The organism is Acidobacteriota bacterium (assembly GCA_016195325.1).
Classification (GTDB): Bacteria; Acidobacteriota; Polarisedimenticolia; order JACPZX01; family JACPZX01; genus JACPZX01.
In genome coordinates this window covers 21,369-45,055 of the sequence record JACPZX010000017.1, presented here as the reverse complement: position 1 = coordinate 45,055, position 23,687 = coordinate 21,369, and the positions used below count along the sequence as shown (strand labels likewise).

Annotated in this window: 23 protein-coding genes; 18 read left to right on the top strand and 5 right to left on the bottom strand. The window is 70.3% G+C overall.

Translation table 11 applies throughout. The annotated features are described in order from the left end of the window. Nucleotide 1: 1 nt before the first annotated feature. Nucleotides 2–472, bottom strand: coding sequence for a DUF2231 domain-containing protein (locus HY049_03385; protein ID MBI3447949.1), 471 nt, complete (start codon nt 470–472; stop codon nt 2–4). 63 nt (nt 473–535) lie between these two features. On the opposite strand from HY049_03385, the gene HY049_03380 reads away from it, so the two are divergent. The 6 genes from HY049_03380 to HY049_03355 all read left to right on the top strand — a co-directional run bounded on the left by HY049_03380 (nt 536) and on the right by HY049_03355 (nt 5,562). Next, nucleotides 536–1,660 carry an aldo/keto reductase gene (locus HY049_03380; GenBank protein MBI3447948.1) on the top strand — a complete coding sequence of 375 codons (1,125 nt, stop codon included), beginning with the start codon at nt 536–538 and terminating at the stop codon, nt 1,658–1,660. Between the two features lie 108 nt (nt 1,661–1,768). Next, the gene (locus tag HY049_03375; protein MBI3447947.1) at nt 1,769–2,650 is read left to right on the top strand and encodes a YicC family protein; all 882 of its coding nucleotides are present in this window, start codon (nt 1,769–1,771) and stop codon (nt 2,648–2,650) included. 9 nt (nt 2,651–2,659) lie between these two features. Then, nucleotides 2,660–3,298: a guanylate kinase gene (gene gmk / locus HY049_03370; GenBank protein ID MBI3447946.1), complete on the top strand. Its 639-nt coding sequence runs from the start codon at nt 2,660–2,662 to the stop codon at nt 3,296–3,298. A gap of 43 nt (nt 3,299–3,341) precedes the next feature. Further along, nucleotides 3,342–3,605, top strand: coding sequence for a DNA-directed RNA polymerase subunit omega (locus HY049_03365; GenBank protein ID MBI3447945.1), 264 nt, complete (start codon nt 3,342–3,344; stop codon nt 3,603–3,605). Continuing rightward, nucleotides 3,602–4,780: a bifunctional phosphopantothenoylcysteine decarboxylase/phosphopantothenate--cysteine ligase CoaBC gene (coaBC, locus tag HY049_03360; protein ID MBI3447944.1), complete on the top strand. Its 1,179-nt coding sequence runs from the start codon at nt 3,602–3,604 to the stop codon at nt 4,778–4,780. Before HY049_03365 ends, coaBC begins: the two co-directional genes overlap by 4 nt. 74 nt (nt 4,781–4,854) lie before the next feature. Next, complete coding sequence (locus HY049_03355; protein ID MBI3447943.1) at nt 4,855–5,562, top strand: uracil-DNA glycosylase; 708 nt, start codon at nt 4,855–4,857, stop codon at nt 5,560–5,562. Here HY049_03355 and HY049_03350 read toward each other — a convergent pair. Next, the gene (locus tag HY049_03350) at nt 5,525–6,310 is read right to left on the bottom strand and encodes an RNA methyltransferase (GenBank protein MBI3447942.1); all 786 of its coding nucleotides are present in this window, start codon (nt 6,308–6,310) and stop codon (nt 5,525–5,527) included. The two genes, HY049_03355 and HY049_03350, sit on opposite strands and share 38 nt — an antisense overlap. On the opposite strand from HY049_03350, the gene priA reads away from it, so the two are divergent. The 12 genes from priA to HY049_03290 all read left to right on the top strand — a co-directional run bounded on the left by priA (nt 6,279) and on the right by HY049_03290 (nt 21,832). Further along, entirely contained in the window at nt 6,279–8,570 is a 2,292-nt protein-coding gene (priA, locus tag HY049_03345; GenBank protein ID MBI3447941.1) for a primosomal protein N', read from the top strand. The two genes, HY049_03350 and priA, sit on opposite strands and share 32 nt — an antisense overlap. A gap of 224 nt (nt 8,571–8,794) precedes the next feature. Then, nucleotides 8,795–10,114 (top strand): acetyl-CoA hydrolase/transferase family protein, encoded by a 1,320-nt coding sequence (locus HY049_03340; protein ID MBI3447940.1) that lies wholly within the window; start codon nt 8,795–8,797, stop codon nt 10,112–10,114. Between the two features lie 3 nt (nt 10,115–10,117). Then, on the top strand, nt 10,118–10,372 hold the full coding sequence (locus tag HY049_03335; GenBank protein MBI3447939.1) for a 4Fe-4S dicluster domain-containing protein: 255 nt from the start codon (nt 10,118–10,120) through the stop codon (nt 10,370–10,372). Beyond that, nucleotides 10,350–11,402: a 3-methyl-2-oxobutanoate dehydrogenase subunit VorB gene (gene vorB / locus HY049_03330; protein MBI3447938.1), complete on the top strand. Its 1,053-nt coding sequence runs from the start codon at nt 10,350–10,352 to the stop codon at nt 11,400–11,402. The genes HY049_03335 and vorB overlap by 23 nt, the downstream gene beginning before the upstream one ends. A 22-nt stretch (nt 11,403–11,424) precedes the next feature. Continuing rightward, nucleotides 11,425–12,837 (top strand): 2-oxoacid:acceptor oxidoreductase family protein, encoded by a 1,413-nt coding sequence (locus HY049_03325; GenBank protein MBI3447937.1) that lies wholly within the window; start codon nt 11,425–11,427, stop codon nt 12,835–12,837. Nucleotides 12,838–12,882: 45 nt separating this feature from the next. Beyond that, nucleotides 12,883–15,237, top strand: coding sequence for an NADP-dependent malic enzyme (locus HY049_03320; GenBank protein ID MBI3447936.1), 2,355 nt, complete (start codon nt 12,883–12,885; stop codon nt 15,235–15,237). A 247-nt stretch (nt 15,238–15,484) separates the two neighbouring features. After that, nucleotides 15,485–16,153: a glycine cleavage system protein H gene (locus tag HY049_03315; protein ID MBI3447935.1), complete on the top strand. Its 669-nt coding sequence runs from the start codon at nt 15,485–15,487 to the stop codon at nt 16,151–16,153. A 213-nt stretch (nt 16,154–16,366) separates the two neighbouring features. Continuing rightward, nucleotides 16,367–17,128, top strand: a complete 762-nt coding sequence (locus HY049_03310) for a 4Fe-4S dicluster domain-containing protein (protein ID MBI3447934.1) — start codon at nt 16,367–16,369, stop codon at nt 17,126–17,128. 49 nt (nt 17,129–17,177) lie between these two features. After that, nucleotides 17,178–18,293, top strand: a complete 1,116-nt coding sequence (gene hybB / locus HY049_03305; GenBank protein MBI3447933.1) for a Ni/Fe-hydrogenase cytochrome b subunit — start codon at nt 17,178–17,180, stop codon at nt 18,291–18,293. Next, the gene (locus HY049_03300; protein ID MBI3447932.1) at nt 18,280–19,965 is read left to right on the top strand and encodes a HAMP domain-containing protein; all 1,686 of its coding nucleotides are present in this window, start codon (nt 18,280–18,282) and stop codon (nt 19,963–19,965) included. Before hybB ends, HY049_03300 begins: the two co-directional genes overlap by 14 nt. Continuing rightward, nucleotides 19,962–21,317: a sigma-54-dependent Fis family transcriptional regulator gene (locus HY049_03295; GenBank protein ID MBI3447931.1), complete on the top strand. Its 1,356-nt coding sequence runs from the start codon at nt 19,962–19,964 to the stop codon at nt 21,315–21,317. The genes HY049_03300 and HY049_03295 overlap by 4 nt, the downstream gene beginning before the upstream one ends. After that, the gene (locus HY049_03290) at nt 21,314–21,832 is read left to right on the top strand and encodes an archaemetzincin family Zn-dependent metalloprotease (protein ID MBI3447930.1); all 519 of its coding nucleotides are present in this window, start codon (nt 21,314–21,316) and stop codon (nt 21,830–21,832) included. Before HY049_03295 ends, HY049_03290 begins: the two co-directional genes overlap by 4 nt. Here HY049_03290 and HY049_03285 read toward each other — a convergent pair. Genes HY049_03285 through HY049_03275 form a run of 3 tightly spaced genes read right to left on the bottom strand, consistent with a single transcriptional unit; the run spans nt 21,829 to nt 23,683 of the window. Next, complete coding sequence (locus tag HY049_03285; GenBank protein ID MBI3447929.1) at nt 21,829–22,218, bottom strand: OsmC family protein; 390 nt, start codon at nt 22,216–22,218, stop codon at nt 21,829–21,831. The genes HY049_03290 and HY049_03285 overlap by 4 nt on opposite strands. Nucleotides 22,219–22,228: 10 nt before the next feature. Then, nucleotides 22,229–23,020 carry a HEAT repeat domain-containing protein gene (locus HY049_03280; GenBank protein ID MBI3447928.1) on the bottom strand — a complete coding sequence of 264 codons (792 nt, stop codon included), beginning with the start codon at nt 23,018–23,020 and terminating at the stop codon, nt 22,229–22,231. Nucleotides 23,021–23,035: 15 nt separating this feature from the next. Next, on the bottom strand, nt 23,036–23,683 hold the full coding sequence (locus HY049_03275; GenBank protein ID MBI3447927.1) for a hypothetical protein: 648 nt from the start codon (nt 23,681–23,683) through the stop codon (nt 23,036–23,038). Nucleotides 23,684–23,687 lie beyond the last annotated feature (4 nt).

Sequence of the window (23,687 nt, the reverse complement as noted above, 5' to 3'; positions counted from 1 at the left end):
CTCAGTCGCGCCCGGCCGCGGGGCCGCCGGGCGCAGCCGGGGCCGCCGTCACGCCGGCCCCGTGCCGGTACACGAGCATCCCGCCGAAGTACCCGGCCCTCGCGAGAAGAAGCGCGCCGACGATCCACGCGGCGAAGGTCACCCAGTGGAGGGCGGGGGTGAGCTTCCGGAAGCGCGCGAGGGCGCCGCGCGCGCCGGCGAGCGCGAGGAAGAAGAACATCGTGAGCTTCCCCGACTCGGCGTGCTCCTCGATCGCCGCGTCGAGCGCCGGAGGCCGCGCGATCTCCATCGCCTGCGCCGAGCCGCTCCGCACGGCGGCGACGCTCGCGAGCGTCCCCACGACGAGGAGGACGAGCGCGGCGCGGGAGAGCCACTCTCGCTTCATCAGGAGCGCCGCGAGGTCCAGGAAGAGGCCCAGGATCAGGAGCGCGATCGGGAAGTGGACGATGATGGGGTGGGCCGGAATCTCCATGCGGTGGTCATTCTAGCGAACCCCGGGATCGACCGCGCGGAGTCCCGAAGGTAAGATGTCGGGATGATCGCAGGGCGAGCGACCACGGAGGGGACCGCGCGCTATCGGACCCGCTTCGCCCGGACCGCGGCCGGCGATCACTTCACGCAGCACCGCGGGATCTGGCTCTCGTCCATCGGGATGGGGACCTACCTGGGTGAGCCGGACGACCGGGACGACGCCGCGTACGACGAGGCGGCGCGCGCCGCGCTCCTCGCGGGGTGCAACGTCCTCGACAGCGCGATCAACTACCGGTTCCAGCGCAGCGAGAGGGCGCTCGGCGGCGCCCTGGCCGCCCTGGTGGGCGAGAAGAAGATCGCGCGCGACGAGTTCGTCGTCGCCACGAAGGGCGGCTTCATTTCCTTCGACGGGGCGTGGCCGCAGGATCCCGCGGAGTGGGTGAGCCGGACGTTCATCCAGCCCGGGATCGCGCGCGCCGACGACATCGTCGCGGACTGCCACTGCATGGCGCCGGAGTACATCGATCACCAGTTCGAGACGAGCCGGACCAACCTCGGCCTCGAGACGATCGACATCTACTACATCCACAACCCGGAGACGCAGGTGGGAGCCATGGGCCGGCCCCAGTTCCTCGCGCGCCTCGACGCGGCGTTCACGGTTCTCGAGAGAAAAATCGCGCACGGAAAGCTCCAGATGTACGGCACGGCGACCTGGGACGGGTATCGGGCCGCGCCGTCGGATCCGGGCCACCTCTCTCTGGCCGACGTCCTCGCCGCGGCGGGGCGCGCCGCGACGGCGGCGGGATGCCGCACGCACCATTTCGCCGCCGTTCAGCTTCCGCTCAACCTCGCCATGCCGGAGGCCCTGTTGAAGGCGACGCAGACGTCGGCGTCCGGCGCTGTCCCGCTCCTCGAGGCGGCCCGCGCGGCGGACCTGATCGTGATGGCCAGCGCCTCGATCCTCCAGGGGCACCTCATCCGCCGGATGCCCGCGCAGCTTTCCGAGGCGATCCCGGGAGGGAAGTCCCTCGCGCAGAAGGCGATCCAGTGGGTGCGCTCGGCGCCGGGGATCGCCACGGCGCTCGTGGGGATGAAGTCCCGGCGGCACGTCGAGGAGAATCTCGCGCTCGCCGCCGCACCGCGGATGACCCCGGAGGACTTCCAGGGCCTCCTTCCCGCCCGCCGCTGACCTCTCCGGCGTGCGCCTTGAATCGAGGGCGGCGTCCGGACATAATGGCCGTTCCGTCGCGGACGGCCCGGACGAGGGCCCCCAATCCTCCAGGACATCGATACACCCATGATTCGAAGCATGACCGGCTTCGGCCGGGCCGAAGGCAGAGTCGGATCGCGCCTCATCGGCGTCGAGATTCGGAGCGTGAACCACCGGCACGCGGAGGTGCGCGTGAAGGTTCCAGCCCGTCTCGCGGCGCTCGAGGATCCGCTGCGGCTGAGGCTCTCGGCCTCGGTGACGCGCGGGCGCGTCGACGCGACGGTCAACGTGACGGGCCCCGAGGAGATCCCGCCGGTCGAGATCAACCACGCGCTGGTGGGAGCCTACCTGAAGGCCGCCGCGGAGATCTCGGAGCGGCACGGGATCCCCGGGTCGGTCCGGCTCGAGTCGATTCTCACCCTCCCGGGGGCCGTGAGCGTCCGTTCGGCGAACGGAGCGGTGAGCCCCGAGGACCAGAAGGGGATCGAGGGGGCGTTCGATCGCGCGATCGCGGCCCTCCAGCAGGCGCGCGCCGCCGAAGGGAAGCGGCTCTCGACCGACATCGTGGAGCGCCTGAGGCGCATCCGGAAGCATCGCGACGCGATCGATCGCCGCGCGAAGGGGCTCCCGAAGAGGACCGCGGTGAGGCTGCGGGCCAGGGTCGAGGAGCTCGTCCACGGCGTCACGATCGATCCGATGAGGCTGGCGCAGGAGGTCGCGCTGCTCGCGAGCCGCACCGACGTGACGGAGGAGCTCGTCAGGCTCGCCGGCCACGTCGACGAGGCGCTCGTCACCCTGCGAGATTCGAAGGAGCCCGCGGGCAAGAAGCTCGATTTTCTGCTTCAGGAAATGCACCGCGAGGCGAACACGATCAACTCCAAGACCGAGGACCTCGGCGTCAGCCGCGACACGCTGGCCATCAAGGCCGAGGTCGAGAAGATCCGCGAACAGGCCCAGAACATCGAATAGGACGGACGCGTGCCGACAAGAGGCGACATCTTCGTGGTCTCCGCCCCGTCGGGGGCGGGCAAGACGACGCTCATCCGCCGCCTGCTCTCCGAGGTGCAGGGGGTCCACTTCTCCGTGTCGCACACGACCCGCAGGCCGAGGCCCGGGGAGGCGGAGGGGGTCGACTACCACTTCGTAGATCGCGCGCGGTTCGACGGGATGATCTCAGAAGGGCAGTTCCTCGAGTGGGCCGACGTCTACTCCCGCCGCTACGGCACGTCGGTCGACGAGGTCGACGGGCCGATCTCGCGGGGCGAGGACGTCCTGCTCGACGTCGACACCCAGGGGGCGGCGAGCATCAAGCGGCTCCGCCCCGAGGCGCTCCTGGTCTTCGTCCTGCCGCCGGGGGTCCAGGTGCTGAGGGAGCGCCTCGCGGGCCGCGCCCAGGATGACCCAGATCAGATGGCGAAGCGGATCGAGGCCGCGCGCAAGGAAGTCGCCGCCTGGACGCTCTATGATTACTGCCTGGTCAACGACTCTCTCGAGCGCGCCCTTCGCGATCTCCAGGCGATCATCCGCGCCCGGAGGCTCGGGCGCGATCGGGCGACCGAGCAGGTCCGTGACATCGTCGCAGGATTCGAGGCGGCGCGCACCGCACCCACGCCCTGACCGGCGCGGGACGACAACACAGGACGAAGGAGGCTCAACCCGCATGAGGCACATCCAGTACCCCGACGATCTCGAGAGCAAGTTCAAGTTCGTGACCGTCGCCTCGCTGCGCTGCATGCAGCTCCAGAAGGGGGCGAAGCAGCGGGTGACGTCGAGATCGCGCAAGTACGCGACGGTGGCCCAGGAAGAGGTTCTCGCCGGGTTCGTCCGCGAGATGACCGAGGAGGAGATCAAGGCCGCCGCGGAAGCCGCGATGGCCCCGGCCCCCGAAGAGCCCAAGGCCGAGGTAGCCCAGGCCACCGAGTGAACGTCGTCGTCGGCGTCACCGGAGGGATCGCCGCCTACAAGGCCGGCGAGATCGTCCGGGGACTCCGGAAGCGCGGGTGCGTCGTGCGCGTCGCCATGACGCGCGCGGCCACCCGGTTCGTCACGCCGACGACATTCCAGGCCCTCTCCGCGAACAAGGTCCTCCTCTCCCTCTTCGACGGCGACGAGGCGGAGATCCGGCACATCTCCCTGGCGCGCGAGTGCCGGCTCCTGGTGGTGGCTCCCGCCACTGCCAACGTCCTCGCGAAGCTCGCGAGCGGCATCGCGGACGATTTCCTCACGACGTTCGCCCTGGCCGTCCGCTGCCCGCTCCTCATCGCTCCCGCCATGAACCCCCGCATGTGGGATCACCCCGCGGTGAAGGAGAGCGTGGCGAAGCTCGTCTCCCGCGGGGCCCACTTCATCGGCCCCGAGGAGGGGGAGATGGCCGAGCCCGACCGCGGCGTCGGCCGCCTCGCCGAGCCCGCGGCGATCGTCGATCGCGCGATGGAGATCCTGGGAAGCCGCCGCACGCTCACGGGGCAGACGCTTCTCGTCACGGCCGGCCCGACGCGCGAGCCGATCGACGCGGTGCGCTTCCTCAGCAACCCGTCCTCCGGGAAGATGGGGTTCGCGATCGCCGCGGCGGCGGTCCGCCGTGGAGCCGGGGTGGTGCTCGTCAGCGGCCCGACCGCGGTCGCCGATCCCGAAGGGGTGAAGGTGATCCGCGTGACCACCGCCGCCGAGATGCGCCGGGCCGTCGTCGAGGCCCTTCCCGAGGCGACGATCGTCGTCAAGGCCGCGGCCGTCTCCGACTTCGCGGTCGCGACCCCCGCACCGGGGAAAATCAAGAAGGCCGCCGCCTCGCGCACCGTGGAGCTCGTGCCGACCCCCGACATCCTCAAGGAGATCTCGGCCCTCAAGGGAGGGCGGCTCCTCGTCGGCTTCGCCGCCGAGACCGGCGACCTCGTCGCCAACGCGCGGCGCAAGCTCGTCGAGAAGAACCTCGACATGATCGTGGCGAACGACGTCTCCGGGGGGGCCGCGTTCGGCGCCGACGATCTCAGCGTCGTCGTCCTCGACCGCGAGGGGGGCGAGACGCGCCTCGGGCCGTCGCCGAAGGCCGACATCGCCGAGCGCCTCCTGGACCTCATCGAGGAGAGGCTCGCGGCGTGAGTCCCCGCGAAAGCGATCCTCCGGCGCGGGATCCCGTCGGCGATCTCGTCGAGCACCTGCGATTCCTGCGCGAGATGGGTGTGCGAGAGCTGAGGGCGACTCCGGGCGCCGCGCCCGCGCAAGCCAAACCCCAGATGTCCGCCAAACCCGAGAGGTCCGAGGCGCCACGGGCTCCCGTCTCGAAGGCCGCCGGGCCGGCGTCCACGTCGCCGCGGGCCACGGCCCTCACCGAGCTTCGCGAGAAGGAGATCGGCGAGTGCCGCCGCTGCCGCCTCTGCGAGCAGAGGACGAACATCGTCTTCGGCGTCGGAAGCCCCGAGGCGCGCCTGATGTTCGTGGGGGAGGGGCCCGGGCACGACGAGGACCTCCAGGGGATCCCGTTCGTCGGGCGGGCGGGGCAGCTTCTGACCGACATCATCACCGCGATGAAGTTCACGCGCGATCAGGTCTACATCGCGAACGTCGTCAAGTGCCGTCCGCCTCAGAACCGCACCCCGGAGCCCGACGAGATCGGGGCGTGCCTCGGGTTCCTCGAGAAGCAGATCGAGATCATCGCGCCGTCGGCGATCGTGTGCCTCGGCGCCGTGGCGGTCGCGGCCCTGCTGGGGGCGACGGGGGGGATCACGAAGATCCGGGGGACGTTCCGCGAGTTCCGCGGGATCCCCGTCATGCCCACGTTCCACCCCGCCTACCTGCTGCGGAGCCCCGACAAGAAGAAGGACGTCTGGCGCGACATGCAGCAGGTCATGGCCCTCCTCGCGGGCGAGAGCGATCGCGGCTGAGCGCGTGCACGACCCCCTCGAATATCCGGATCTCCCGGCGGGTGAGGAGGGCGCGATTGAAAACCCTTCGCAGCTCCCGCACCATGTGCTCCTTCGCCGTCCCCTCGAAGAAGCCGGCAGAGTCCAGCAGGGAGTGCAGCCGACCGTAGAAACCCTCCAGTTCCTCCTGCGACGGGGGATCGTTCCCGCCGGCGCCGGCGCCGGCGCCGGGGGGCGGATCGGCGGGCCCGAGCGCCTCGGTCGCGGCCATGCGGATCTCGTACATGAAGAGGAGGGCCGCCTGCGCGAGGTTGAGCGACGCGTACGCGGGGGAGGACGGAATCGAGCCGAGGATCTGGCAGCGGGCCATCGCCTCCCGGGTGAGGCCGATGTCCTCCTGCCCGAAGAGGAGAGCGACCGGCCCCGCCGCCGTGGCCGCGAGGAGGCGGGGTGCGAGCTCCTTCGGCGTGAGGACGGAGTGGCCGTCCGGAGGGGCGGAGGTCGTCCCCGCGACGAGGACGGCGTCGGCCACGGCCTCCTCGATGGAGGCCGCCTCCTCCCGGGCCGCGACGACGTCTTTGGCGGACCAGGCCATTCGTGACGATTCGACGTCGAAGTGCGACGGATCGTCGTAGCGCATCGGGTCGGCGATCCGCAGGCGGGAGAACCCCATGTTCTTCATCGCCCGTGCGACGGAGCCGACGTTGCCGGGGCTCTTCGGGCGCCAGAGGACGATCGTGAATCGCGACAGGGACGGAGGATCGATCACCCCCGCATCGTACCAGAGCCTGTTCGTCTCGATCGCGCTCGCGGTCCCCGTGCGCACCCTCTTCACGTACCGGGTTCCCGGCGGGATGGAGAATCGCCCCCTCCCCGGCTGCCGCGCCGTCGTCCCCTTCGGGCGCCGGACGATGGCCGGGGTGATCGTCTCCGTCTCGGAGACGGCGGGGATCGACGAGGCGCGCCTCAAGGACGTCGTGGCGCTCCCCGACGCGGAGCCGGTGATCCCGGAGCCCCTTCTCCAGACGATGGTGTGGGCCGCGAAGTACTACGTCACCGCGCCGGGGCCGATCCTCACGGCGGCCCTCCCGCCCTCGAAGTCCGCGCGCGGGAAGGACGGCGGCGGGCCGCGCGCGCTCGAGTCGCCGGCCACCGAGTCGGTCTTCTCTCTGGCGGTCCCGATCGAGCGGGCCCTGGCGGCGAGCGCGCGGGCGCCGCGCCAGCGCGGCGTGATCGAGGCGCTCGCCTCGGCGGCCGGTCCGATGACGGCCGCAGAGCTGCGGAACGCGCTCGGCGACGTCGGCGCGGCGCTGGCCGGACTTCGGCGGCGCGGGAGCGTGAAGTCCGGGAGGCGGGCCGGCACGCGGGCCCCCGGGATTCTCGAGCCCGCCGCGCCGGCCGTCCCCCCCGTCCCGACCGCCGAGCAGACGGCGGCGGTGAGCGCGGTCGCCGCGGGGGTTGCGCGGGGGGCGTACGCAGGCTTCCTCCTCGTCGGTCCCACGGGGAGCGGAAAGACCGAGGTCTACCTCCGATCGATCGAGGGGGCGCTCGGCGCCGGCCGCTCCGCGATCTACCTCGTCCCGGAGATCTCGCTGACGCCCCTCCTCGCCCGGACGCTCCGGGCGCGATTCGGGGCCGCCTTTGCGCTGCTGCACTCGTCGCTCACCCCCGGCGAGCGGGCGACCGAGTGGCGGCGCGCCCGGTCCGGGGAGGCGCGCGTGGCCCTCGGCCCGCGCTCCGCCCTCCTGTCCCCCCTCGGGTCGGTCGGGCTCATCGTCGTGGACGAGGAGCAGGACTCCTCGTTCAAGCAGGAGTCGGATCCGCGCTACAACGCGCGGGACCTCGCCCTCGTCCGCGCGCAGAAGGAGGGGGCGTGCGCCCTGCTCGGCTCGGCGACGCCGTCGATGGAGTCGTACCGTCTCGCCGAGACCCACCGCCTCACGCTCCTCACGCTCGCGGAGCGCATCGAGGCCCGGCCCCTCCCGGTCGTCGAGCTGGTCGACATGCGGATCGAGGACGAGGCGATCGGAGGGGACGAGCCTCTCTCGCGCAGGGTGCGCGACGCGCTCCGGGAGCGGCTGGCGCGCGGGGAGCAGTCGATCGTCTTCCTGAACCGTCGCGGCTGGGCCCCCTCGGTCCTCTGCCGGAAGTGCGGGGAGAACGTGAAGTGCCGCCGCTGCACGATCGCGCTGACCTGGCACCGGGCGGATCGCCGGCTCCTCTGCCACTACTGCGGATATCAGCGGGGGCTCCCCGGCGCGTGCCCGTCGTGCGGGGCGGACAGGCTCACGCTCGCGGGGACCGGGACGGAGAAGCTCTACGACGAGATCCGCCAGATCTTTCCAGAGGCGAGGGTGGCGCGCCTCGACCGGGACGTCGCGCGAGGGCGCGGCGCGCCGGGGCGGATCCTCGAGGCCTTCGAGCGCGGCGCCCACGACATCCTGGTCGGGACCCAGCTCGTGGCGAAGGGGCACGACTTCCCGAACGTGACGTTCGTCGGCGTGGTCAGCGCCGACTTCTCGCTCGGGTTCCCCGACTTCCGGGCGGCCGAGAGGACCTTCCAGGTCCTCACCCAGGTCGCGGGGCGGGCCGGGCGCGGCGATCGGCCGGGGGAGGTGGTGATCCAGGCGTACCGGCCGGATCACTACGCCATCCAGGCCGCGGCGCGGCAGGACTTCGCCGGCTTCTACCTGAAGGAGAGCCGGTACCGGAAGCTGATGGGATATCCCCCCTTTACCGCCATGGCCAACGTGATCGCCTCGGCCGCGTCGATCACGACGGCGCAGCGGCGCGCCGCCGAGGCGGCCGCGGCGATCCGGCGGGCGGGGGGCGACGACCTGCGCGTGACGGGCCCGGCGATCGCTCCGCTCGCGAAGCTGAAGGGGCGGTATCGCTTCCAGATCATGGTGCGCGCGGCCGATCGGCGCCGCCTCTCCGCGGCGCTCAACGAGGCGGTCGAGGCGCTGTCGAAGGCGCCCGGCGGGACGCGCGACCTCATCGTCGACGTCGACCCGGCGTCGCTGCTCTAGCGGCCGCGGATCTCCCGGCTGTGCGAAGGCGCGCCGCCACGCGCCGAGTGGCGCTCCCGCGGGCGGGCCGCCCGCCGCCGCGCGACGGCTGATTCCGGGCCAACCCGATGCGCGCGATACACTTACCCTCGCGCGCCCATCCGAGCGCCGTGGCACCTCATTTGCGAACAGTTGGATCGCGGGCCGAGCCGGCGAGCCAGCTCCGCGGACGAGAGGGAGACCCCATGAGCTGGACCGACGACTACACGCGAAAGGTGACGACCGCCGACGAAGCGCTCCGGTGCGTGCAGTCGGGAATGCGCGTCTACATCCACCCGGGGTGCGCCGAGCCCGAGGCCCTCGTGGACGCGCTGATGAAACGGGACCCGGCGGTCCACGACGTCGAGATCGTCCACCTCCTCACGCTCGGGCGGGCGCCCTACATCCAGCCCGAGATGCGCGGCCACTTCCGCCACAACGCGATGTTCATCGGCGGCAACGTCCGCGAGGCGGTGAACGACGGCCGCGCCGACTACACGCCGATCTTCCTCAGCGAGATCGAGAGCCTCTTCGAGAGCGGCGAGATGCCGCTCGACGTCGCGCTGGTGCAGGTCTCGCCGCCGGACGACCACGGCTTCTGCTCGTTCGGCGTCGGCGTCGACACCACGCTCACCGCCGCGCGGATGGCGAAGCTCGTCGTCGCCCAGGTGAACGAGCGGATGCCCCGGACTCTCGGAGACAGCTACATCCACGTGAGCGACATCGACGCCTTCGTCGAGGCGACTCAGCCCCTGTGCGAGCTGCCGAAGACCGAGATCCAGGATCTGCACCTCGCGATCGCGCGGAACGTCGCCACGCTCATCCCCGACGGCGCGACGCTCCAACTCGGCATCGGCGGCATCCCCGACGCGGTCCTGCTGCACCTCAAGGACCGGCAGGATCTCGGGATCCACACCGAGATGCTCTCGGACAACGTCATCCCGCTCATCGAGTCGGGGGTCGTCAACGGCCGTCTGAAGACGCTGCACCCGAGGAAGATCATCCTAGGGTTCGTGCTCGGGTCGCGGAAGCTCTTCGACTTCGTCGACAGGAACCCGATGTTCGAGTTCCACCCCGCCGCGTACACGAACAGCCCGGCTCTGATCGCCCGCAACGATCGGATGGTCGCCGTCAACTCGGCGCTCCAGATCGACCTGACGGGCCAGATCGCGGCCGACTCGCTGGGGACCTACCTCTACAGCGGGATCGGGGGGCAGGTCGATTTCATCCGCGGGTCGTCGTTCGCGAAGGGGGGAAAGCCGATCATCGCCATCCCGTCCACCGCGAAGAACGACGGCGTCTCCCGCATCACGCCCATGCTGAGCCCCGGCGCGGGGGTCGTGACCTCGCGCGGCTCGGTGCACTACGTCGTCACCGAGCACGGGGTCGCGTACCTGCACGGGCGCTCGATCCGCCAGCGGGCCGAGGCGCTCATCCAGATCGCCCATCCGAAGTTCAGGGAAGAGCTTTTCGACTACTGCGAGCGGACGCGCTGGCTCTCACGGCCCGCGCCGGCCGGGAGGTGAGGAGTGGCCGCCGAGAAGCGCGGTTTCGTGTCGGTAGACGTCGCTGAATGCAAGGGGTGCGGCCTCTGTGTGGAGGCCTGCCCCGTCGAATGTCTCGAGCTCGAGGCCGGCCTGAACGCCTACGGCGTCCATCCGGCGCACTACACCGGCGCCGGATGCACCGGCTGCGGCATCTGCTTCTACGACTGCCCCGAGCCCGGCGCGATCGAGGTCATGAAGATCCGGGAGGCCGTCCATGCGCCAGCTCACCAAGGGTAACGTCGCCGTCGTCAAGGGGGCGCTCCTCGCGGGGTGCGGCGCGTACTACGGCTACCCGATCACCCCGGCGAGCGAGATCGCCGAGGCCGCGGCCCTGTACTTGCCGCAGGTCGGAGGTGTCTTCCTCCAGGCCGAGAGCGAGGTCGCCGCGATCAACATGGTCTACGGCGCCGCCTCGGCGGGGGTGCGGGCGATGACGGCCTCGTCGGGGCCGGGCGTGAGCCTGATGCAGGAGGGGATGTCGTATCTCGCCGGGGCGGAGCTGCCGTGCGTCGTCGTCGACGTCGTGCGCGGCGGCCCCGGGCTCGGGAACATCGCCCCGGAGCAGAGCGACTACTTCGCCCTCGTGAAGGGGGGAGGGCACGGGTGCTACCGGAACCTCGTCCTCGCCCCCGCCTCCGCGCAGGAGATGGCCGACCTGACGCGCCTCGCCTTCGACCTCGCCGACCGGTATCGCAATCCCGCCGTCGTCCTCACCGACGGGTTCATCGGCCAGATGATGGAGCCCGTCGATCTCGACGCGACCGTCGCGGTCCCCGAGGCGAAGCCCTGGGCGGTGGCCGGCACGGCGGAGACGCGGAAGAACCTCATCAGCTCGATCTTCCTCGAGCCCGATCTCCTGGAAGCCCACGTGCGGAAGCTCGAGGCGAAGTACCTCGAGGCCGAGCGGCTGGAGGCGCGGCACGAGGTGTACCGCGGCGAGGACGCCGACACCCTGGTCGTCGGGTACGGGATCGTCTCCCGCGTCCTCCGGTCCGCCGTGGAGCAGGCCCGCAAGGCCGGCGCGGCGGTGGGCCTCTTCCGTCCCATCTCGCTGTGGCCCTTCCCGAAGGAGGCGCTCGTCGCCGCGGCGTCCCGGTGCCGCCGCGTTCTGGTGGTCGAGCTGAGCACGGGGCAGATGGTCGAGGACGTGAGGCTGGCGCTCAACGGCACCGTTCCCGTCGAGCTTCTCGGGCGGGTCGGAGGCAACGTCCCTTCGGTCGAGGAGATCCTCGATCGGCTCCTTCCGGTTGGCGCGGCGGCGAGGTGACCACGTGAGCGAGTATCAGTCGATCCTCTCGAAGTCCGACGTCTTCTACGATCGCTACGAGCGGAAGGCGGAGCTGCAGCACCAGACTCATTACTGTCCCGGCTGCGGCCACGGCATCGCGCACAAGCTCCTCGCCGAGGCGATCCACGATCTCGGCGCGAAGGACAGCACGATCTTCGTCAGCCCCGTCGGCTGCTCCGTCTTCGCCTACTACTACTTCGACGTGGGGAACGTGCAGGCGGCGCACGGGCGCACGCCGGCCGTGGCCACCGCGCTGAAGCGGTCATGCCCCGGGAGCCTCGTCATCGGGTACCAGGGGGACGGGGATCTCGCGGCGATCGGCACCGCGGAGATCCTCCACGCGGCGAACCGCGGCGAGGCGATCTCGATCTTCTTCGTCAACAACGCGATCTACGGGATGACGGGCGGCCAGATGGCGCCGACGACGCTCGTCGGCCAGACGAGCACGACGACGCCGTGGGGAAGGCGGCCTGCGAACGAGGGATACCCCATCCACGTCGCGGAGCTTCTCGCGACCCTCGAGGCCCCGGCGTACATCGAGCGCGTGTCGCTGCACGACGGCAAGAACATCATGAAGGCGCGGAAGGCGATCCGCAAAGCGCTCGACATCCAGCGCGCGGGCGCCGGCTTCACGTTCGTCGAGATCCTCTCTCCCTGCCCGACCATCTGGAAGATGACCCCCGTCGAGGCGCAGAGGTGGGTCGAGGAGAAGCTCCTCCCGGTCTTCCCGCTCGGAATCCTGAGGGACAGGCGCCCCGCGATCGCCGCGGACGGCGGGCCGCCCCGGAAGCCGATGGCGGAGGTCCTGGGCCTGACGAGGGACGCGGCCGGGGCGATCCCCGCTTCCGGCGCCGGCGCGGCGGTGCAGCCCGTGACGGTGAAGGTCGCGGGCTTCGGCGGCCAGGGGGTCCTCCTCCTGGGGCAGATGCTCGCCGAGATAGGGCTCCGAGAGGGGATGGAGGTGAGCTGGCTGCCGTCGTACGGCCCCGAGATGCGAAGCGGCAGCGCGCACTGCCATGTGTGCATCGCCGGCGAGCGCATCGGCTCCCCGCTAATCTCAAACCCCGACGTCCTCATCGCGATGAACGAGCTCTCGCTGAGGAAGTTCGCCCCCCACGTGAGGGCGGGCGGGCTCATCCTGTACAACCAGGACGCTCTCCCGGCGGGGTTCGACGCGGCCGCCGCGCGCGTCGTCTGCGTCCCGGCATCCCGGATCGCCGACGATCTGGGCGCGGCGAGGGCGGCCAACGCCGTCCTCCTCGGGGCGCTTCAGGCCGAGACGGCGACCTTCGGCGCTGAGGTGGCGCTCTCGGTTCTCGTCGCGGCGATCAGGAACCCGTCGCTCCACGAGCTGAACCGCAAGGCGTTCCAGGCCGGCCGCTCCTTCGCGGCCGAGAGGACCGCGGCCGCCTGACGACCGTGCGACGAGTCGGCCCGTGACGTCCATTGAGGTGACCCCATGGCAATCCGCAAGCAGGACGCGCTCGATTACCACCAGGGCGCGCGCCCCGGAAAGATCGAGGTCATGCCCACGAAGCCGTGCCGCTCCCAGCGGGATCTCAGCCTCGCCTACACGCCGGGGGTCGCCGAGCCGTGCCTCGAGATTCAGAAGAATCCCCACGATGCCTTCAAGTACACCTCGCGCGGCAACCTCGTCGCCGTGGTGAGCAACGGGACGGCGGTGCTGGGCCTGGGGAACATCGGGGCGCTCGCCGGCAAGCCGGTGATGGAGGGAAAGGGGGTCCTCTTCAAGAGGTTCGCGGACATCGACGTCTTCGATCTGGAGGTCGGGACGGAGGATCCCGAGGAGGTCATCCGGCTCTGCCAGCTCCTCGAGCCGACCTTCGGCGGCATCAACCTCGAGGACATCAAGGCGCCGGACTGCTTCCACATCGAGGAGACGCTGAAGCGCACGATGAAGATCCCCGTCTTCCACGACGATCAGCACGGGACCGCGATCATCTCCGGCGCGGCGCTCCTGAACGCCGTGGAGATCTGCGGCAAGTCCATCGACGCGATCCGCATCGTCGTGAACGGCGCGGGAGCGGCCGGGATCGCGTGCGCCGAGCACTACGTGAGGCTCGGGGCCCGCCGCGAGCGGATCACGCTGTGCGACACGAAGGGGGTCGTCCACCAGGGGCGCACCGAGGGGATGAACCCGTACAAGGCGCGCTTCGCGCACGCCACGGGCGATCGGACGCTGCACGACGCGATGAAGGGGGCGGACGTCTTCGTCGGCCTGTCGGCGGCCGGGGCGGTGACCGGGGAGATGCTCCGGACGATGGCGGCGAACCCGATCGTCTTCGCGATGGCGAACCCGACGCCCGAGATCTCGTACGAGGAGGCACTCGCCGCGCGACGGGACGTCCTCATCGCGACGGGCCGGTCCGACTATCCCAACCAGGTCAACAACGTCCTCGGGTTCCCCTTCATCTTCCGAGGCGCCCTCGACGTGCGCGCCACCGCGATCAACGAGGAGATGAAGCTCGCCGCGACGCGCGCGCTGGCGGCCCTCGCCCGGGAGGACGTGCCGGACTCGGTCTGCCGGGCCTACGGCGTCGATCGCCTGCGGTTCGGGCGCGACTACATCATCCCGAAGCCGTTCGATCCCCGCGTGCTGATCTCGGTGGCCTCCGCGGTGGCGCGCGCCGCCATCGAATCCGGCGTGGCCCGGGAGCCGATCGACATCGGCGTCTATCGCGAGCAGCTCGAGCGGAGGCTCGGCAAGGCGCGCGAGGTGACGCGCATGATGGTCCTCAAGGCCCAGGCCTCCCCGAGGCGGGTCGTCTTTCCGGAAGGGGAGCACGAGAAGATCCTGCGGGCCTGCCACATCCTGGCCGAGGAGCGGATCGCCCGCCCGATCCTCCTCGGAGATCCGTACGCCATCCACATGAAGGCCGCGGATCTCGGCGTGCCGCTCACCGGGATGGAGGTGGTAGACCCGCGCGAGTGGTCGCATCGCGAGGAGTACGTGAAGGAGCTGGTGCGCCTGAGGCAGCGGCGCGGCGTGACCCCCTCGGAGGCGCGCTCCCTGATCGACGATCGCAACGTGTTCGGCTCGATGATGGTCCACATGGGGCACGCCGACGCCCTCGTCTCGGGGGTGACCCAGCACTACCCCGACACGATCCGCCCGGCGCTGCAGATCATCCGGACGCGCGAGGGAATCCGGAAGGTCTCGGGCTTCTACCTCATCGTGACGAAGAGGGGGGACCTCTACTTCCTCGCCGACACGACCGTGAACATCGATCCGTCGGCCGAGGACCTCGCCGAGATCGCCCTCTGCACCGCCGAGGCGGCGCGCCGATTCGACGTCGTGCCGCGGGTCGCGATGCTGTCGTTCTCGAACTTCGGCAGCACGAAGCACCCGCAGGCCGAGAAAGCGCGGCGGGCCGTCGAGCTGGTGAAGAGGCGGGATCCTCTCCTCATGATCGACGGCGAGATGCAGGCCGACACCGCGGTCGTCCCGGAGATCCTCGAGACGACGTACCCCTTCTCCGGGCTGCGCGGCGGGGCGAACGTGCTCATCTTCCCGGATCTCGCCTCCGGCAACATCGCCTACAAGCTCCTCATGCGGCTGGGCGGCGCCGAGGCGATGGGCCCGATCCTGATGGGGCTGAGCCGTCCGGTGCACGTCGTCCAGCGCGGCGCCGAGGTCGAGGAGATCGTCCACGTCGCCGCGATCGCGGTGGTGGACGCGCAGGAGGCGGTCGCCCGGAAGCCCGCCGGGACCGAGATGAAGAACGCGTCGATCGCCGGTGAGAAGCTCGACGCCGCCGCGGCGCCCCGAACTCCTTCAGCCGTGGGAACCTGACGGGATCGGGCGCGATCCGGCCCCGCCGGGCCGGTGAGAATCTGAACGAACCGACGCGCGGCCGGCATCGAGGCCGCGCGTTTCTCTTTCCGGACGGCGAGCGCAACGCGCACGCGGCCCACGGGTTGTGAAGGCGCTGCTCGCCGGTCGCCGCCGGGCCCCCCGGGGGCACGCACCTTGTAATCCAGACTGGTGAGCGCGAACGGCTGTGGGAGCGCCGGACGCGCCGCCCGCCAGGAGGTGCGTCATGACCGTCATCCTCGTCCTCGTCACGTTCATCGCTCTCGTCGTCACCGATTACGTGTACAGCCGGCGCCACGCGATCGTCTCGCTCCAGGCGGCCGCCCCGGCCGAACCGGCCGCGCCGCTCCGTCCCGCGTTCGCCGCCGGGTTCGAGGTTCGCGATCACCTGAAATACCACCCGGGGCACACGTGGGCACTGCGCGAGAGCGCCAACCTCGTCCGCGTCGGCATCGACGACTTCGCCGCCCGGCTGATCGGCAAGGTCGATCGCATCACGCTGCCGCGCCGGGGCCAGTGGATTCGCCAGGGTCAGAAGATCTGGAGCGTCGAGCGCGACGGAAAGAAGGTCGACATGGCGTCCCCGATCGAGGGGATCGTCACCGAGATCCACGAGGCCGCGGCCGCCGCTCCCGACGAGGCGCGCCGGCACCCGTACGACGACGGCTGGCTCGTGAAGGTGGAGTCCCCGGACGCATCGACGAACCTCCGCAACCTGATCGCGGGAAACGTCGCGAAGAGCTGGATGGAGGAGGCCGCGTCCCGTCTCCGTCTCCGCCTTCCGGCCGTCGCCGGCGCCGTGGCCCAGGACGGCGGCGTGGCGATCGACGATGTCCCGTCGATCCTCTCCGGCGACTCCTGGCTGGATCTCGCACGGGAGTTCTTCCTCATCTGAACCGGCTCCGGAGACGTCTTGACGCGCACTCATGCGTTCAGGTTCTCAGCAGTCGGGAGGAAGGGACGGTGCGGGCGGAGGTCGCGCAGGCGGTGCGCGATGAATCCCGCGACGATTCAGCGGTTTGGCCGCCGGTGCGCGGAATGACGACGCGGCCGCCCGTGGCAGGGAGATTGCCTCTTTCCATGTCGTCCGCCCGCGCGGAGGAGTGTCGTGAGCCTCGCCATCCTGTACGACGCCACGCTCTGCATCGGCTGCAAGCAATGCGAGCAGGCGTGCGCCGACCGGCACAAGCTTCCGTACGACGACGCGATCGCGGCGGAAGAGGTCCAGTCCGACCACAAGCTCACCGTCGTGCAGGGGCGCGACGACAGGTTCATGCGGCGCCTCTGCATGCACTGCGTCGAGCCGACCTGCGCGTCGGTCTGCCCCGTCGCCGCGCTGAGGAAGACCCCAGAGGGCCCGGTCGTCTACGACGAGGATCGCTGCATGGGGTGCCGCTACTGCATGGTGGCGTGCCCCTTCTCGGTCCCCCGCTACGAGTGGACGAAGCTCCTCCCGAGGGTCCGCAAGTGCGACTTCTGCGCCGGGACCACCCTCGCCGGCGGGGTGCAGGCCTGCGCCGAGATCTGCCCCACCGGCGCGACGAAGTCCGGCGAGCGGGCGGCGCTGATCGCCGAGGCGCGAAGCCGCCTCGCGGAGAACCCCGCTCAGTACGTGCCGCACGTCTACGGCCTCGAGGAGGTCGGCGGCACATCGGTCCTCATGCTCTCCGGCGTGCCGTTCGAGAGCTTCGGCTACCGGACCGACATGGTGAAGGAGCCGATCCCGATGCTCACGTACCGGGTCCTCTCGCGGATCCCCGACTTCGTTCCCCTCGGCGGGATCCTCCTGGGAGGGATCTGGTGGATCACGCACCGGCGCGACGAGGTCGCGGCCGAGGAGCACGCGGCTCCTTCCGGCGAGGGGAGGTGACGCGGTGAAGGGACGCATCACGTTCTGGAAGGGAGTCTTCCTCGCCGTGATGATCGCGGCGGCGTACGCGACCGTCGTGCGGTTCACCCGGGGCCTCGGGGCGTCGACCCACCTCAGCGATCGCTTCCCGTGGGGCCTCTGGGTCGGCTTCGACGTCCTGTGCGGCGTGATGCTGGCGGCCGGCGGCTTCACCCTCACGGCGGCGGTCCACATCTTCAACATCGAGCGGTTCAAGCCGATCATCCGCCCCACCGTCCTGACGGCGTTCCTCGGATACATGCTCGTCGTCGTCGCGCTCATGTTCGATCTCGGCCGGCCGTGGCGGGTCTGGCACCCGCTCGTCATGTGGAACCCCCACTCGGTCATGTTCGAGGTCGGGTGGTGCGTCACGCTGTACACGACGGTGCTGGCCCTCGAGTTCTCGCCGGTCGTTCTCGAGCGGTTCCACCTCACGCAGGCGCTGAAGGTGGTCCGCGCCATCTCCGTGCCGCTCGTCATCGCCGGGGTGATCCTCTCGACGCTCCACCAGTCGTCGCTGGGCAGCCTCTATCTCATCGTCCCCGAGAAGCTGCACGCGTACTGGTACTCGCCTCTACTCCCGGTCTTCTTCTTCCTCTCGGCCATCGGCATCGGCCTCGCGATGACGATCATCGAGTCGTGCCTGAGCGCGCGCCACTTCGGGAAGAAGCTGGAGCTGCCCCTCATGCGGGAGCTGGGCCGCATCCTGACCGTGGTGCTCCTGCTCTACGGGATGCTGAAGTTCCTCGACCTGTACCACCGGGGCGCCCTGGATCTCGTCCTCCACATCGGGTACGAGACCGATCTCTTCCTGCTCGAGCTCGGCCTCGGCCTCGCGCTCCCGATCGCGCTTCTCCTGGTGCCGCGCGTCCGCGACACGGAGGGGGGCCTCTACCTCGCGTCGGTTTTCACCGTCCTGGGGTTCATCGTCAACCGCCTCAACGTCAGCATCACCGGGATGGAGGCGTCGGCCGGCGTGAGCTACGTCCCGAAGTGGACCGAGGTGGCCGTGACTGCCGGGATCGTGGCCGCCGGCTTCGCGATCTTCGGCCTGGCGGTCCGCTACCTGCCGATCTTCCCGAGGGGGGTCGAAGAGCTCGCCGCCCGCCCCGCTCCGCGCGTGAGGCTGGTCCATGTCCGGGACTGAGAGGATCCCGTTCGCCCGATCGCTGGGGTTCCGCCTCACGTCGCTCCTCGTGGCGGGGATCGTCAGCGTCCTTCTGCTCCTGGGCTGGTCGGTGGTCGGCGTGCACCGGGGAAACCTGGAGCGGGCAAGCCTCGGGAGCGCGGAGCGGATCTCCGACGTGATCAAGCGCAGCACGTCGTACGACATGCTCCGCAACGATCGCGAGGGGCTCTACCACATGATCGGCACCATCGCCGACGAGCCCGGGATCGTGAGGATCCGGATCTTCAATCAGGAGGGGCGGATCAGCTTCTCCACCGACGGGCCGGAGGTCGGGTCGCTCGTCGACAAGAGCGGCGAGGCCTGCTACGGGTGCCACGCGAGGTCGTCCCCCCTCGCGAAGCTCGATCGCCCCGACAGGTTCCGCATCTACACCCTCGCCTCGGGGGAGCGCGCCCTCGGAGTCATCAGCCCGATCGAGAACAGCCCGTCCTGCTCGGAGGCGGCATGCCACGCCCATCCCGCCGATCAGCGCATCCTCGGCGTCCTCGATACCGACCTCTCGCTCGCCCCCGCCGACGCGGCGCTGCGGGCCGGGACCCGCCGCATCGTGCTCAGCACCTTCGTCGCGGTGACGATCGTGTGCCTCGTCTCGGGGTTCTTCGTCTTCAAGCTCATCAACCGCCCCGTGCGCGATCTCAAGCGCGCCACGGAGAGGGTCGCGAGCGGCGACCTCGCGCACGAGATCGAGGTGCGCTCCGTCGACGAGCTGAGCGATCTGGCGGCCTCGTTCAACGCGATGACCCGGGACTTGAGGGGCGCGCGTGAGGAATCGGCCGCCTGGGCGCGCACCCTCGAGTCGAAAGTCCGGACGAAGACCGCGGAGCTCCAGGGCGCGCACGCGCACCTCGTCCAGATCGAGAAGATGGCCTCGATCGGCAAGCTCTCGGCCGTCGTGGCCCACGAGATCAACAACCCCCTCGCGGGAATCCTCACGTACGCCAAGCTGCTGGGGCGCCGGATGGATCGCGGCGACTGGGGGGAGGGACGCCGTCTGGAGGCGCGCGACAGCCTGCGGCTCATCGAGCAGGAGAGCCAGAGGTGCGGGGAGATCGTGAAGAACCTCCTCGTCTTCGCGAGGCAGGCGCCGCTTTACACGGCCTGGTCGGACCTCAACCCGGTCGTCGAGCGATGTTTGAGGCTCGTGGAGCAATCCATGGAGATGAAGGGGATCCAGGGGAGGCTCGAGCTCGATCCGGACCTCCCGAAGGCGTTCTGCGACCCGTCGCAGATCGAGCAGGTGGTGATCGCTCTGGTGGTCAACGCGATCGAGGCGATGCCGGCGGGCGGAGCTCTCGAGATCACGACCCGGGCCCGGGCGGCGGCGGGGGAGATCGATCTCGAGGTGCGCGACGATGGCCCGGGGATCCCCGGGGAGATCCTCCCGCACGTCTTCGAGCCCTTCTTCACCACCAAGGAGAGGGGGCACGGATCCGGGCTCGGGCTCGCCGTGAGCCACGGGATCGTGCAGCGGCACGGGGGCCGGATCGCCATCGTCTCGGATCCCGCAGCGGGAACGGTGTTCACGGTGACCCTGCCGATCGGGGGCGCCTTCGCCCGCGAGGCCCCCGCGCCGGACGCGATGTCGACAACCTATGTGACGGAACGGGACCGCGCGGAGGTGAGGACGTGAGCGACAGGGGAAGGCTTCTAATCGTCGACGACGAGGTGTCGGTCCGGGATTCGCTGGCGAGGTGGTTCGCCGACGAAGGATACGAGGTCGGGACGGCGGAGAGCGCGTCGGGCGCATTGAAGAGGGTCGCGGAGGCGGCATGGGACGTCGCCCTCCTCGACATCAAGATGCCGGGAATCGACGGCATCGAGCTGCAGCGGCGGCTCCGGGAGATCGAGCCCGACCTGCCGATCGTCATCATGACCGGGTACGCCTCGGTGGAGACGGCGGTGCAGGCCCTGAAGGACGGGGCGTACGACTACGTCACGAAGCCCTTCGACCCCGACGACATCGCGCACACCGTCAAGAACGCGCTGGCGCACCGGAAGGTGAAGGACGAGAACGTGCGGCTGAAGGAGCGCGCCCTCGAGGCGGCGAGGCCCGCCGAGCTCGTCGGGCGGAGCGCCGCGATGCAGAAGGTCTACCGGGCCATCGAGACGGTCGGGCCCAACGAGACGTCGGTCCTGATCGCGGGGGAGAGCGGCACCGGCAAGGAGCTCGTGGCGCGCGCGATCCACGCCGCGAGCCCGAGGCGGTACAACCCGCTGGTCGCCATCCACTGCGGGGCGCTGACCGACACCCTCCTCGAGAGCGAGCTGTTCGGCCACGAGAAGGGGGCCTTCACCGGCGCGCAGTACCGCAAGAAGGGGAAGTTCGAGGTGGCGGAAGGGGGGACGGCCTTCCTCGACGAGATCGGCGACATCAGCCTGAAGACCCAGACGGATTTGCTCAGGGTCCTGCAGGAGAAGGAGATCACGCGCGTCGGGAGCACGCAGCCGATCAAGGTCGACTTCCGCTGCATCGCCGCCACGCATCGCGATCTCGAGGGGCTCGTGGAGGAGGGGAGCTTCCGCGCGGACCTCTACTACCGGCTGAACGTCTTCCGGATCGAGATCCCGCCGCTGCGGGACCGGACCGAGGACATCCCCCTCCTCGCCGAGAGCTTCGTGAGGCGCTTCGGCCTCGCGATGAGCCGCCGGATGGAGGGGATCGCCCCCGACGCGATGAAGCTCCTGCAGGAGTACGACTGGCCCGGCAACGTGCGGGAGCTCGAGAACGCCATCGAGCGGGCCATGGTCGTCGCGTCCGGCCCGCGGCTGGCCGCCGAGCACTTCGCGCTGAAGACGGCGCCGACCCCCGTCCCCACGACGCTCGAGGAGGTCGAGCGCGCCCATATCCTCAAGACGCTCGAGATCTGCCACGGCAACAAGACGCGCGCGGCCCTCGCGCTGCACATCGACCGCGTGACGCTGCACAACAAGCTCAAGAGGTACGGCTACATGAGGGACAAGGTCGCCGCCGGGTCGCGATGAGGGCGGTTCGGCTCCAGCCGGTCGGGGACGTCGAGGCGACGGAGGTCGAGACGCTGGCGGCGGGGCTCGAGGCGGTCGGCTTCCGGTGCGCCATCGCCGCCGATCGGATCGATCCCTCCTTCGCGTACCACGCGGACCGCGGCCAGTACCATTCGACTGCGATCCTCGCGCGCCTCGCCTCGTCGCCGGCGTCCGACATCCGACTCGCGGTGACGGCGGTGGATCTCTTCATCCCGATCCTGACGTTCGTCTTCGGCGAGGCGCAGATGGGTGGGCCGTGCGCCATCGTCTCGACGAAGCGGCTCGGCCAGGAGTTCTACGGGCTGCCGCCCGACGGGTCCTTGAGGAGCGAGAGGCTCCTCAAGGAGGCGCTCCACGAGATCGGACACACGCTCGGCCTGCGGCACTGCGACGACTACCGGTGCGCGATGGCCTCGTCCCACGCGGTCGAGAGGATCGATGTCAAGGAGGCGGCGTACTGCATCGCGTGCGCCGGGACCGTCCGCTCCCTCTAACGCGAAGCGGCCACCGGAACGTGGAGCACCGTCCGCACGGCGGGCGGGCACTCCAGCGTGTTCTTCAGCGTGCAGAGGTTCACCGCCCGCTCGATCGGTGCGAGGTGCCGCTCCTCGACGGCGGCCGGGAGGCGGACCTCGATCCGGATCTCGCCGAGGCGCCTCGGCTCCTCGGCGTGCCCCGCCTCGATGACGACGCTCAGGCCGCTGAAGGGGAGCCCGCGGGACTTCAGATAGCTGACCGCGAAGACTCCCGCGCAGGCGCCGAGGCTTCCGGCAAAGAGCACCGGTGGAGAGGGGAGCGGATCGCGGCTCGGTGCGACGATCCTCCCTTCGCTCACGATCGTGTAGCGGGCCTCCTGATCGAAGACGACCTCGACGCGCATGGACTCTCCTTCACGCATCCTTCAGCGCTTGAAGGGCCTGGATCGCCTCGCGGCGAACGATGTAGGCCCGATCCCAGTCGGTCTCCTCTCCCCGGGTGACGAGCTTCTCGAGGAGGACGCGGAGGTGGTGGACCATCTCCGCGTCGAGGTATCCGCGCCCGGCGAGCTTGCCGAGGCTGCGCGCCGCCTTCGCGCGCACCGCGGGCTGGACGTCCGAGGCGGCGCGGCAGAGGGCCTCGAAGATCTCGCGTCGTCGCCTCGGGGTGAGGGCGTCGGGGGGCACGGCCTCGACGATTTTCCCGAGCGCCCGCGCCGCGCTGTCGCGGACCTCCTTGTCGGGGTGCATGAGCGCCCCCACCACCTCGGGGAGCGCCTCGTGGACCGCTTCGGAGCGGATCTTCCCGATCGCGTAGAGGGCGAACGACCGGCTGTACGAGTCCTCGGCGGTCGCGAGGACGCGCCGCAGCGGGAGAAGCGACGGCGCGCCGATCCTGCCGAGGACGCGCGCGATGTGCAGGTGGCTCTTGATGTCCGACCCCTCGATCAGGTGGATGAGGAGAGGGATGAGGGGCTCGCCGGCCTGCGCCAGCGCCTCCTCGGCCGCCTCGATCGCAGGCTCGAGGTCGGGGCGATCGAAGACGTCCACGTAGAAGAGGCCGCAGAGGGCCTCGGCGACTTTCCTCACGTCGGCCCCCTGGAGCGAGGGGAGCCGTTCTCCCAGGCGCACGACGCTCCGGAGCACGTCGTCGACGTCCTCTGCGGCGAGGGCCTCGATGAGGGCGTGGAGCTCGGGGGCGGTCATGGCGCGCTCCTTCCGTCAGGCTCTCGCGGGCCGCCCCGCGATCTGGTCGATCTCGGTCTCGAGCATCGCGACATGGTCCTCCTCCTCGGCCGCGAGCTCGCGGCATATCTCCCGCTCGGCCCCTTCGGGGAGCTCCCGGGCGCGGAGCTGGAAGTGATCGCGCGTGCGGCGCTCGAGCTGGAGCGCCCGCTCGTAGAGGGGCAGCATCTGTCCCGTGATGTCGTCGAAGTCGATCCCCGAGAAGAGCCGCGCGGCGAGGAGCCGCTCGGCGTCCTCGGGAAGGCGCAGGACCTCGGGGTCGAGGTGGACGTGGTACTTCGTCTCGATCTCGCGAAGATGATCCTGCTCGTTCAAATAGAGCTGCTCGAAGAGGGCGCGGACCTCCGGCGACCGGGCCGGCTCCCGTCCGAGCTGGTAGAACTGGTACATGTTCACCTCGAACTGCATCGCCTCCTCGACGACCCTCAAGCTCTGCGCCTCACCGGCGCCGTAGGGCGTCATCAGGACGTTCTCGCCCCCGCAGAGGAAGCACCGTCCGTACGGGACCACGAACCCCGTCGAGCGCTTGCCGCACTTGCGGCACTTCCACGTGTGCCGGATCTCGGCGCAGCAGATCGCGTCGTCGTCCAGCGGCTCACGGCATTTCGGGCAGGTCGAGGCCATCGCG